The sequence below is a fragment of the Specibacter sp. AOP5-B1-6 genome, from assembly GCF_052376555.1.
In the GTDB taxonomy this organism is placed as follows: Bacteria; Actinomycetota; Actinomycetes; order Actinomycetales; family Micrococcaceae; genus Specibacter.
On record NZ_JBQSVT010000067.1, the window covers coordinates 1 to 11,485 of the forward strand.

Consider the following 11,485-nt stretch of genomic DNA (forward strand, 5'->3'; position numbering starts at 1 on the left):
TTCTCGCAGTGGCCATGTCGTCAAGGTGATACTGACCGGCCAGCCAGTGGTGATGTGCTTTTCCGTTCCGGGCGATCATTGATCCACACCAAGTGGCCCCAACCCAAGAGCGGACATGATGGACAAGGGTCCTCGACGTGAGCATTCGGCACAGGAGCAGGAGCGGACTCGATGATGATCGTGGGCGGCCCCGATCGGACAGCGGCGGCACTGCTGGCGGGCGAGATACCCTGCCCGGATTGTTCGGCGCAGCTGCGCCCCCACGGGTACACCCGCACCCGCACGGTGCGGGGCTTGGATCATGCGCGGCTGACAGTGCAACCACGGCGTGCCCATTGCGCCGGCTGCGGACGCACCCAGGCCCTGCTGCCGGTCGCGTGGGCCGTGCACCGGGCCGATACCCTCGAGGCCATCAGGATCGCGCTGGCGGCCAAGGCTGCAGGCGGCGGGTACCGAACGATCGCAGCCCACATGGGCCGGCCCCTCCCGACGGTGCGTCGCTGGTTTCGCCGGGTGCCGGAAGCACACACCTACTGGCTGTACAAACAGGTGAAACAGCGCGCGTTCCGCCACGACCCCGACATCCTGGTCCGCCCTAAACAGTGGCCAAGCTTGCTCGGATGGAGTTTGAATATTTTGGCCGGCGCCACACTGTCCTACGAGCAGCGCGTGGACGACGATTTGCCCCCTTGGTCGTCGATCGGGCTCTTCACACGAGGTGAACTGCTGAGCTCACCGCTGCGCACCTGAAAAATCGAGTAGACCGCGCTTTGCTGTGGTCTGGAACAGGCGTCACCATGCCGACGGCCGCGTCACGATGATGACGAAACCCGCCTATCCCATCGTCATCCAAGGCGCCGCCGTCATCGTCAAACAGAGCGCTCGGTAACGCCACGGCATCTGTTCGTGGAGGCAAGTGAGGCATATCTGCGAGTAGCCCGAGTGCGAATCAGCACTCGTTTGGAGCGGATACTTCGAGAGCTCAAGTTTCACGTGAAACTCAGGGAAGCATGATCGAGGCTACGGCTACGGCCTGTCTGGGTGGCTGACGAGGTAGTTGGCGAGGGTTTCTTTGTCGAGGGCCGCTTGTTCCTCGTCGGTGGGGAAGGTGCCTGGTGGCGGTACTGGCAGGGGGCTTGCGTAGGGGTTGTCGTCTTGTTCCATGCCCGGGATGTCGTCCTCGTCCAGGACTACGAAGTCCAAGAAGTCCCTGGAGTCCTCGAAGTCTTGGAAGTCCTGAGGCTCTTGAGGATCCTGCGGGTCTTGGACCTCGGCAGCGCTTTCGGGGTCAGCCGTTTGGGGGTCAGTTCTCGCGGGGTCAGCAGTGGTGTTTTGGTTGGGGTTGTCGTGGGTGTCTGGTTGTCCGAGGGTTTTGTTGATGAGTGTCTTCAGCCATTCCGGGTAGACCGGTGGTTGCGTATCGCCGACCTCGGGCGGGTAGTACCGCCCCGTTGGTGAGGTCCAGGCAACCCGTCCGGCGACCATGGCCGGGGTCCAGCCACGCAGGCGTACTGCTTCACGTTCCGGGCTTTGGTCGGTGCGGCATTCACCGGTGCGGGTCCTGTCGTCCTTGAAATGCTTCAGCAGATGATGGCGATGACACAGTGTTTCGAGGTTGTCGTAGATGGACAGGCCGCCGTGCTCGAATTTTTTGATGTGGTCGATCTCGCAGTTCGTCGCTTTCGCCAAGCACCCCGGGAACTGGCAGTACTCGTCCCTGATCTGCAGCAACGTGCGCATCGCTTGGCTGATCCGGTAGCGTTGCGGAGCCACATCGAGAGGTTCATTGCTGATCGGATCAACCAACACCCGCAACAACGACGGCGCCCCTGCCGCCAAGTGCCGGGCGACTTCCATGCTCAGCGGACCATAACCTTCCAACCACGCCGGCTCATTCGTGGCCCCCAACAACGACAACGCAGGAATCAACAACACCGGTGTCACCTGCGGCATCGGCGGCCACACCGGCCCCACCACACAAGCACCACCCCCAGTGACACTGAAACCAGTGCTGGCACCAGTTCCGGTGGTGTTGGTGCTGGGGCTTGTGTCGGTCTTGGCATCGGCACCGTTGTTGGTGCTGGTGCCGACATTGGCACCGGTTCCGATGGTGTTGCTCGCAGTTGTCTCCTCACCACCAGTAATTGAGCCCAAGTTCGCACTGCTACTGGCGCTGTCGGCGGTCGTGATTGCGTTGTCGGCGCTTGATGGGGCTGGGGTGAGGGTTGGCGGTATGGCTGTGGGGTCCCCATCAGGACCGATACGGATATCGGGGTCCTTGAAGCCGGGATCGGAATAGTCCGGGTCGTCAAAGACAGGCACCCACCTGTCAGGAACATCCACGACACCACGGTCCCGCCGGGCTACATAGTCCCAGTCCGGGCCACGATCACGGATCGGGACGGGCTCCGGGGTCGGGTCTGGCTCTGGTTCCGGTCCGGGGTCCAGAGGAACCCCGTCGGCAGCCGGGTCCACTGGCGCGAACCACGGACCCTGAGCATCACCAGCGGCGGTACCGGCAGGTGTGCCATCAGTGGCGGCACCCTGAGCGGCGGTGGTGGCGGCATTGGTGGTGCCGTCAGTGGTGCCGGCGGTATTGGTGGTGTTGGGTTGGGTGGGGGCGTAGATCTGGTTTTCGGCCATGGTCTGGTTCAGTAGCAGGGCCGCGGCGACATCAGCCCTGAGCTGGGTCAGGGTCCGTTCCTCGTGGGGTCCCTGGGCTGCCTGGGCCGTCAGAGTGCATTGAGCCCAGATAGCCTCCACGGTCGGTGCTGGTGCATACAGGCTCAGCCACGACATCCCGTCCCGGGCACGGGAAACACCCAAGCGCCGCTGGCTATACTCACGCCGCGTCTTGGGGGTGATTGTTTCCGGGTAGAACCGTTCACGGCGGCGCCGGGCCTTTTCCCTGAAGCTCGGCAGCGTGGCGCCGGCAGCTTTGCCGAGCAAGACCTGCTCAAAAGCATCAACAGTTTCCTGGGCCAGGCCTGCTTCACGCAGCAGACTCGTTTCTTCGGCGATGATGACCGCGTAGTCCCACCCCAACTCGCCACTGCTCAAGGACTCCATCGTGGCCGGTAAATAGTTCACGAGCGTGCCCGCGTGCAGAATCAACTGCCCGGCCACGCCCTCGGAGACCGACAAGATCCCGGCCAAGTCAGCCCGCATCGACATCAGCGAGATATCGTACTGCCAGGAATCAACAGCAAGAATGCCGCCCTCAAGAACGGCCGTGGACTCCAGACGGGCAATCAACACAGCAGCCAGAGCCGCGCACTGATTCTGATGCTTATGCAACGCCGCGATCGCGTCCGTGCAACCATCCATCAACGCCCGCGCCCCCTCCAAACGGGACTCCACAACACCAGCCGAACCAATGGAATCACCAGCACCAGCAGATGGGCCAACACCAGTACCGGCGGCGTCAACAGCTTCAGCAGCGGCGGGCTGAGCAGTGTCAGCAGCGCCGCGACGGGGGCCGCAGTGGCGGGGATCGGGAACCGGCAGGTCGGGCAACCCGGCCATCGCAGCAATGTCAGTGCCAAGGGGTTCAATGGAAGGAAGAGCAAGTCCAGCAATCAGGTCCGCCACACTCAATGTGGTGGATGAACCATCCCGGCCAACCGGGAAATTCACTGAACTACCCATACCACAATCATAACTGATTCATCTGGATAGCAACACTACTATCCACAAATACCTAAAAATATTTTCTAGAACCCCCGCGGCCCGGATTCCTGCCCATAATCGTCCCAGTGACGCACTGATCTCCTCGGCGAACAGTCGCTGGACTTGTGTGATCCAGGACGGAGGAACTGCATGAACAACATCGTGAACCACGGGTTTCCGGGAGGCCGGTACACGCTGGTCGGTCTCTTGGACGTCCCGCAATTGCCGCACGCGATATATGCGTCGAGTTCGGCCGGGGCTTGCTTGCCGATCTTGCCCAGTAGCTTCTTGAGCTCCACGGACCGGCGCATACGAACGGCGCACGGGAACGGTGCACACGTACGGCGCGGGAGAAAGAGTGGAGGCGTTCACACCCCAGCCAACGACGTTCAATGCGGCGAACAGCCATCCTCAAGGCTTCGGCCAGTACCATCCGCGAACGCAGCGCCAGGGCGAAGGAGGGCTTGCGTCCGCGAAGCCATAGGGACAGCTGATCGCGTTCATCGCCGGTCAGGATCAGTTCGTCCCTGAGTCGCCGAGTGAGTGTGCTGCATGGATTTAAATGCTCATTCAACGACGATGCGACACGAGACACTCGGCTGTTGAACTGGGTATGCCGACCTGACGTGTCGTGGGTCAGAACCTGTTGCGCTAGCGCCCGCCGGCCACCGGCAGAACAACGCCTGTTACATAGGAGGCATCATCGCTGAGGAGCCACATTACAGCCGCGGCAACTTCCTCCGGCTCGGCGCCCCTGCCCAGCGGGATGAGATGGTTGAGCTGCTGCACACGGTCCGGCATGCCTGCGGCGGCGTGCAGCCCGGTCAACGTGCTGCCGGGGGACACAGCATTGACCCGAATGCCATCCCCCGCAACCTCAGCGGAGAAACCCACGGTCAGGACATCGACGGCGCCCTTTGATGCGGCGTAGTGCACCCAAGTTCCCGGGGATCCGGCCTTGACGGCAGTTGAGGAGATGTTCACAATCCCGCCACCCTGACCGCCGGAATTGGTGGACATGCGGCGCTGGGCTTCCTGACACATGAACAGCACACCGGCCACGTTGACGTCCAGCACCCGTTGAAGCGTCTGGGGTGGAACGTCCACAAGCGGGCCAATCAAGTTTCCGGTGATGCCGGCGTTGTTGACCACCGCAGTCACGGTGCCCAGTGCTGCGGCGGCATCGAAGAGGCGCCCAACGTCAATGGCGGCACTGACGTCTGCCTGGACGGCAACGGCAATTCCGCCGTCGCCGAGTATCTGCCGCACGACGTCGTCAGCACCGCTTGCATCCACCGAGTAGTTGACGACGACGGCGTAGCCGGCCTTGGCAGCCAACGTGGCGGTGGCCGCACCAATGCCACGGCTTGCGCCCGTGACAACCGCAACACCCCGTTTGGGGGTCGTCACGGCAGCTACTTGGTGAGCTTGAAGTGGACTGCGGCCTGCAGCGCTCCGCCAACAATTCCTGCGTTGTTTTTCAACTCTGCGGTGATGATCTTGGTGCGCAGTTTCAGCTGGGGCAGGTAGTCCTCGCTGCGCTTGGAGATGCCGCCGCCAATGATGAACAGCTCCGGTGAGAACAGGAACTCGACGTGCGAGAAGTAGCGCTGCAACCGGACAGCGTATTCATCCCAGCTGAGCTCGTCACGCTCCCGCGCACTGGCGGAGGCCTTCGTCTCGGCATCGAAGCCGTCCAGTTCCAGATGGCCCAGCTCAACGTTGGGAACCAGTTTGCCGTCATAGATGAACGCCGAACCGATGCCGGTGCCCAGGGTGATCACAAGAACCGTGCCCTTGACACCCTGCCCCGCACCGTAGCGGGCCTCGGCCAAGCCGGCGGCATCGGCGTCGTTCATGACCTGGACGTCGCGGCCGATTTCCTTGGTGAAGATTTCGTCGACGTCGGCATCGATCCACGACTCGTCCACATTGGCTGCCGAACGGGCCACGCCGTGGGAGATGATGGCGGGAAAGGTGATGCCGACGGGCGCGTCGTCGCTGGGGGCGTTGGAGCGGGTCGACAACTCATCAACGACCGCCTTGACTACCTTGGCAACGGCCTGGGGGGTCGACGGCGTCGGGGTGGGGATCCTGAAGCGTTCGCCTAAAACGGTGCCGGTTTCCAGGTCGACAATGCCGCCCTTGATCCCGGTGCCGCCAATATCAATACCAATGACAGTGGTGGCGGGTGAGTGCTTCTTAGACATACAGGCTCCAGAGGTAGAAAGTTTTCAGGACATGACAGGACAGGTGGTGACGGTCTGCCGGGCGCTGTTGCGCCGAGTCGAAGGCAGTGAAAAGGCTAAAAACTAAGGCAGGGTCAGCACTTCGGCGCCGGTGGCGGTGACCACCATGGTGTGTTCAAACTGGGCCGTGCGCTTGCGGTCGCGGGTGACGACCGTCCAGTCATCGCTCCACATGTCCCATTCAATGCTGCCCAGGGTAAGCATAGGTTCGATAGTAAACACCATTCCCTCTTCCAGCACAGTGCTGTAGGCCGGTGCGGCGTCATAATGCGGAATAATCAGCCCGGTGTGGAAGGCCTCGCCCACGCCGTGGCCGGTGAAGTCGCGCACCACGCCGTAGCCGAATCGCTTGGCATAGGAGGCGATGGTGCGGCCGATGACGTTGATCTGCCGGCCGGGTGCCACTGCGCGGATGGCACGGTTCAGTGATTCCTGCGTGCGCTCAACGAGCAGGCGGGATTCTTCATCGACGTCGCCCACAGGGAACGTCCAGTTGGTGTCACCGTGGACGCCGTTCTTGAACGCGGTGATGTCGATGTTGATGATGTCCCCGTCTTCAACCACCGTGCTGTCGGGGATGCCGTGGCAAATGACCTCGTTGATGGAGGAGCACAAGGACTTGCGGAAGCCGCGGTAACCCAGTGTTGAGGGGTAGGCCTTGTGGTCAAGCAGGAACTCGTGGCCGATCCGGTCCAGGGCGTCCGTCGTGACGCCGGGGACAATGTGCTTGCCCACTTCGACAATGGCCTGGGCGGCAATCTTCGAGGAAATGCGGATTTTCTCCAGTGTTTCGGCGTCCTTTACCTCTGAACCCTTGAAGGGGGCAGGGCCCGCCTTGCCCACGTATTCGGGGCGGGGGATGGAGAGCGGGACCGGCAGTTCGGGGCTGATGGTGCCGGGAACGAGCTTGCCGACGGGGGCCGTGGTTGCTGTGGAAGACATGGGACCATCCTATAAGTTTTTCTCCGGCGGCAGTGGTGCCGGTGGCAAGTGCGGCAGTTCGGCCTAAGATGACAAATGTTGGACACAACGCACAACGCAGGTCCCACAACGCAGAACCCACAACACAGATCCCAGACAGAGATGGAGAGCACCATGGCCCAGTATTGGTACAACGTGGAAACCCATGCAGTGGAAAAGGATGCCCAGTCGGGGTGGAAGTCATTGATTGGCCCCTACGAAACCCGCGGGGAAGCCGAGCAGGCGCTGGCGAAGGTCCAGGAACGCAACGAGACTGCCGATGCGCTGGACGAAGACGACGTATAGCCGCTTCATTTAACTGGGCAGTGTGAGTGGGCGGCGGGGTCCGGTGTTGCGAGGGCAACATCGGACCCTGCTGCCCGTTCGTCGAGCTAGGTAGAGCTAGAAAGTGTGCTCCGGGCCCGGGAACACGCCCGAGCGGACCTCGTCGGCATACTCCTTGGCGGCGTCGGCCAAGACGGTGCGCATTTGGGCGTACTGCTTGACGAACTTGGCCATCTTTCCCGTGCGCAGCCCGGCCATGTCCTGCCACACCAACACCTGGCCGGTCGTGGAATTTCCGGCACCAATGCCCACGGTGGGCACTGCAACCGCCGCATCCACGGCGGCGGCCGTGTCAGCCGGAACCATTTCCATCAGAACACAGAACGCTCCGGCATCAGCCAACGCGACGGCGTCGTCGATCAAGGCCTTCGCCATCTCGCCGCGGCCTTGAACCCGGTAGCCGCCCAATGCGTGCTCGCTTTGCGGGGTGAAGCCGATGTGGGCCATGACGGGGATGCCGGCCTGAGTCAGTGCGCGCACCGTGGGGGCGTAGTAGGCGCCGCCCTCCATCTTGACGGCGTGCACCAGACCCTCCTTCATAAGTCGCACCGAGGACGCAATGGCCTGTTCGGGGGACTGTTCATAGCTGCCGAAGGGGAGGTCGGCCACGATCAATGCCCGCTTGGAACCGGCTGTCACGGCGCGGGACAGGATGATCATTTCATCCAGCGTGATGGGCAGCGACGTTTCGTTGCCCAGGACGTTGTTGGACGCCGAGTCACCGATCAACAGCACCTCAATGCCGGCTTCGTCAAAAATTTGGGCCGTGTACTGGTCGTAGGCGGTGAGCATGGCGAACTTTTCGCCCGCCCGCTTGGCAGCTTGCAAGTGGTGGATGCGAACCTTGGGGGCAGTGGCGGGGATGCCGGATGCCGTGCCGGGGGCCCGGCCAGTCGTCGGGGCGGTCGCGGCGCCGTTGCCGTAGGGAGCTGCCAGCTCAGTTGCTTCGGACGCAGCGGAATCAGGGGTGCTTGTGGGTGCCATGCCCCCAGCTTATCCTTGATCCACCGATCCGGTCTGGGGTCTGACTGATTCCCAGATTTGGGTGGTTTGGTGTTTTTGTGCAGGGCGAGGGGCCGGCCTTTCTGCCGGTTGTGTTCCACTTTTGGTTCCTTGGGTCGCGCCGGGGTTGGCTTGGTTGACGGGTTTTATGCGGTTTGTGGTGGTGCGTGGGTGGCGGTGAAGAGGTTCTCCCAGGCTTCTTGCCATGGCCAGGACTCTGGCAGGTGGAACTGTTGGCGTCGGGCACTGGAGGCTATCCGGGCCGGGACATTGATGATTTTGCGGCGGATCGTGCCCGTGCGGGCCTTGGCGAACTGGCCAGCGGCGAGGACTCCGGCGGTGCGGGTGAGGTTGTAGGCCATGACTGCGGCGACCAGCCACGCCGAGTTCGCGGCGAACTTCCCCGAGGGCAAGTGGGCCAGGGCGCTGTCCTTCAAATCGGCGTTTACCTGTTCGATCCTGGCATGCTTGCGATGAACTTTGTCGGCAGCAACAGCGTCTAAAGTTGCTCCATCAATGGTGGTGAAGAAGGAATGGAAGCGGTACGCTTCAAAGAGTGTTGGCTGCCCCGGGATGGCTTTCGGGTTCAACTCCGGGATGCGGCGCACGACCAGGCGCCCGGGAACCTGCTCGGCTTTCTTCTTGGAAGAGAACGCGGTGAATGGGATCTCCGCGACTTCAGCTACTGACACCCACGCTTGGGTGTCTTCGTCGTAGATGGCGTTGGTGTATTTGATCGGCGTCCACGCATCCTCGGGAATCTGGGTGATGGTGCGTTTGACGGCCTTGTTCATCGGCACCGTGACCGTGACATCGGCCCCACCGGCCAGTGCTGCGCTGATGGTGGGGTGCCCGTAGTAGGCCGAATCAAAGCGACACACCACCGGGCCGGTGACTCCGGTGCGTTTGAGCGTCCCCAGGGCTTCGGTGACGAACTTGTTCGCGCCGCGGGCGGAGTTCGCAGCCCCTTTGCGCAGGCGCTGGCCAATGATGACCGGGGCGGTGTCTTCCCTCGACGCGGTCGCCAGGACGGCGTTCAGGCCACGGACCTTGGAATAGCCATACCCGGAGCCCTGCTTCAGATGCCCGTGAACTTCGATGATCGTGTCGTCAACATCAACGAAAACGAACTCTGCGTCCCCGGACGGCGCCCCGAACAAGGGCACCGTCCGGGCTAGGTTGACCAGGAACCGGGAGGCAACAGCATCGAGCTGTTTCACGTGCCCGAAGGTGAAGGACCGCAGGAACGAGCCCAGTGTTGACGGGGCATAACACCCTGTGAAGGCTTTCTTCATCCCGCCGTGGCGCAACACAGCCATGTCATCAATACTGTCCGCGCCAGCGACCATGCCCGCCACCAGGGCCGCAACCTTCAACCCGGCGTTTGCTCCCTTGTCCGTCGGCACGGACAACCACTCATCAGCCAGGGAATGCAGGCCCGCGTCCTCGGCCAAACGCATCACCGGCACCAGCCCTACGGGCGACACGAGGTTCTCCTCGTCAAAGGAAACTGACACGGCCGCGCGGGTATGGGAAACTAGCATCTACGAGATGTCCTCTTTTGGGTATGAAAATTTGACTGTGGTAAGCCATATTTTCCCCTAAAAGACGGGCATTTCGTGTTTAAACCGCCGAGCAACCCCCGAATTTCATCGGTGGATCAAGGCTTATTACGAGTCGCGGCCGGACGCGGGCCAGCAGCGGCGCGGTCCTGCCGGTGCGGTTCCGCGAAAAACTCATTTCCTGCCACCAACACCGCACCGCAGGAGGTGTGCACGCCCGCCCCGCTAGTAGAGTAAACACTGCAGGGAACACACCTGCCCGCAAACCCGCCCGCTGCCCGCCCACCATTGGTGCCAGGGGCGGGGTGTCATAGGAAGAGGCCCGTACATGAACCGTCAACAAGAATTTGTGTTGCGAACCATTGAAGAGCGAGACGTGCGGTTTGTGCGCCTGTGGTTCACCGACGTCGTGGGCAGCCTGAAGTCGGTGGCACTCGCCCCGGCTGAGGTTGAAGGTGCCTTTGAAGAAGGGCTGGGTTTTGACGGGTCCGCCATTGAAGGCCTGGCCAGGGTTTTCGAGTCCGACATGCTGGCGCAGCCGGACCCTTCGACTTTCCAGATCCTGCCTTGGCGCGGCAACGGCCATACGGAGCAAACTTCACGCATGTTCTGCGACATTCTGACCCCCGACGGCGAACCCTCCGCTGCCGATCCGCGCAACGTCCTTAAACGGACGCTGGAGAAGGCAGCCGACATGGGCTTCACTTGCTACACCCACCCCGAGATTGAGTTTTACCTGCTCAAGTCGGACAAGCCCGGCCCCGACGGCATCCCGGTCCCCGTTGACCAGGCCGGCTACTTTGACCACGTGCCCGGCGGCGTCGCACAGGACTTCCGGCGCACGGCTGTCACCATGCTTGAAGACGTCGGCATCTCGGTTGAGTTCAGCCACCATGAAGGCGGACCCGGCCAAAACGAGATCGACCTGCGCTATGCGGACGCGCTGCAGACGGCCGACAACATCATGACGTTCCGGACGGTGATCCGTGAGGTGGCCATCCAGCAGGGAACCTACGCCACGTTCATGCCCAAACCGTTCTCGGACCACCCCGGTTCGGGGATGCACACCCACTTTTCCTTGTTTCAAGGCGACTCCAACGCGTTCCACGAACCAGGTGCCGAGTACCAGATGTCAAAAACTGCGCGGCAGTTCATGGCCGGAATCCTCAAGCACGCCCCTGAGTTCACGGCAGTCACGAACCAGTTCGTCAACTCGTACAAGCGGTTGTGGGGCGGGGGAGAAGCCCCCAGCTACCTGTCGTGGGGCCACAACAACCGCTCAGCCCTGGTGCGGGTGCCATTGTACAAGCCGGGCAAGGGACAGGCCTCGAGGCTGGAATACCGCGGCATTGACTCGGCCGCAAACCCGTATCTGGCCTATTCGGTGCTGTTGGGCGCAGGCTTGAAGGGCATCGAGGAGGAGTACGAACTCCCGCCCGCGGCAGGCGAGGACATCAGCGCCCTGACGAGCGCCGAACGCCGGGCCATGGGGCACGATCCGCTGCCGTCGAGCCTCCACGATGCCGTGCGCCAAATGGAGGAGTCCGAACTCATGCCGCAGATCCTTGGCGAGCAGGTCTTTGAAAACTTCCTGCGCAACAAGCGGGCCGAATGGCAGGACTACCGGCTCCAAGTCACTCCATACGAGCTCAGCCGCTACCTGGGAGTGCTCTAAAAACAGCCATGAGTTCGATAACC

Annotated in this window: 9 protein-coding genes; 3 read left to right on the forward strand and 6 right to left on the reverse strand. The window is 62.2% G+C overall.

The window, feature by feature from the left end:
- Positions 1–171: 171 nt before the first annotated feature.
- A complete protein-coding gene (locus tag ACT3TS_RS18955; RefSeq protein ID WP_444533088.1) occupies positions 172–750 on the forward strand; it encodes a helix-turn-helix domain-containing protein in 579 nt (192 codons plus the stop codon).
- A gap of 276 nt (positions 751–1,026) precedes the next feature.
- Here ACT3TS_RS18955 and ACT3TS_RS18960 read toward each other — a convergent pair whose 3' ends face one another.
- The 4 genes from ACT3TS_RS18960 to map form a co-directional block, all read right to left on the reverse strand.
- Entirely contained in the window at positions 1,027–3,648 is a 2,622-nt protein-coding gene (locus ACT3TS_RS18960; RefSeq protein WP_444533089.1) for a DUF222 domain-containing protein, read from the reverse strand.
- Positions 3,649–4,320: 672 nt separating this feature from the next.
- Positions 4,321–5,079, reverse strand: a complete 759-nt coding sequence (locus tag ACT3TS_RS18965) for an SDR family oxidoreductase (RefSeq protein WP_444533090.1) — start codon at positions 5,077–5,079, stop codon at positions 4,321–4,323.
- Positions 5,080–5,084: 5 nt separating this feature from the next.
- Positions 5,085–5,879 (reverse strand): polyphosphate--glucose phosphotransferase, encoded by a 795-nt coding sequence (gene ppgK / locus ACT3TS_RS18970; protein ID WP_444533091.1) that lies wholly within the window; start codon positions 5,877–5,879, stop codon positions 5,085–5,087.
- A gap of 102 nt (positions 5,880–5,981) precedes the next feature.
- On the reverse strand, positions 5,982–6,860 hold the full coding sequence (map, locus tag ACT3TS_RS18975) for a type I methionyl aminopeptidase (RefSeq protein WP_444533092.1): 879 nt from the start codon (positions 6,858–6,860) through the stop codon (positions 5,982–5,984).
- A 153-nt stretch (positions 6,861–7,013) separates the two neighbouring features.
- On the opposite strand from map, the gene ACT3TS_RS18980 reads away from it, so the two are divergent.
- Complete coding sequence (locus ACT3TS_RS18980; RefSeq protein ID WP_444533093.1) at positions 7,014–7,184, forward strand: SPOR domain-containing protein; 171 nt, start codon at positions 7,014–7,016, stop codon at positions 7,182–7,184.
- Between the two features lie 96 nt (positions 7,185–7,280).
- On the opposite strand, the gene panB is transcribed toward ACT3TS_RS18980, so the two are convergent.
- Both panB and ACT3TS_RS18990 read right to left on the reverse strand, forming a co-directional pair.
- On the reverse strand, positions 7,281–8,207 hold the full coding sequence (gene panB / locus ACT3TS_RS18985) for a 3-methyl-2-oxobutanoate hydroxymethyltransferase (protein ID WP_444533094.1): 927 nt from the start codon (positions 8,205–8,207) through the stop codon (positions 7,281–7,283).
- 164 nt (positions 8,208–8,371) lie between these two features.
- Positions 8,372–9,769 (reverse strand): IS1380 family transposase, encoded by a 1,398-nt coding sequence (locus tag ACT3TS_RS18990; RefSeq protein WP_444533095.1) that lies wholly within the window; start codon positions 9,767–9,769, stop codon positions 8,372–8,374.
- A gap of 346 nt (positions 9,770–10,115) precedes the next feature.
- Here ACT3TS_RS18990 and ACT3TS_RS18995 point away from each other — a divergent pair, with 346 nt between their 5' ends.
- Positions 10,116–11,462, forward strand: coding sequence for a glutamine synthetase family protein (locus ACT3TS_RS18995; protein WP_444533096.1), 1,347 nt, complete (start codon positions 10,116–10,118; stop codon positions 11,460–11,462).
- The last annotated feature ends 23 nt before the right edge of the window (positions 11,463–11,485 follow it).

Bases quoted from the DNA above. Each gene is read 5' to 3' on its own strand.
- ACT3TS_RS18955 (WP_444533088.1), top strand. From the start codon at position 172: ATGATGATCGTGGGCGGCCCCGATCGGACAGCGGCGGCACTGCTGGCG.
- ACT3TS_RS18960 (WP_444533089.1), bottom strand. From the start codon at position 3,648: ATGGGTAGTTCAGTGAATTTCCCGGTTGGCCGGGATGGTTCATCCACC.
- ppgK (WP_444533091.1), bottom strand. From the start codon at position 5,879: ATGTCTAAGAAGCACTCACCCGCCACCACTGTCATTGGTATTGATATT.
- map (WP_444533092.1), bottom strand. From the start codon at position 6,860: ATGTCTTCCACAGCAACCACGGCCCCCGTCGGCAAGCTCGTTCCCGGC.
- ACT3TS_RS18980 (WP_444533093.1), top strand. From the start codon at position 7,014: ATGGCCCAGTATTGGTACAACGTGGAAACCCATGCAGTGGAAAAGGAT.
- panB (WP_444533094.1), bottom strand. From the start codon at position 8,207: ATGGCACCCACAAGCACCCCTGATTCCGCTGCGTCCGAAGCAACTGAG.
- ACT3TS_RS18990 (WP_444533095.1), bottom strand. From the start codon at position 9,769: ATGCTAGTTTCCCATACCCGCGCGGCCGTGTCAGTTTCCTTTGACGAG.
- ACT3TS_RS18995 (WP_444533096.1), top strand. From the start codon at position 10,116: ATGAACCGTCAACAAGAATTTGTGTTGCGAACCATTGAAGAGCGAGAC.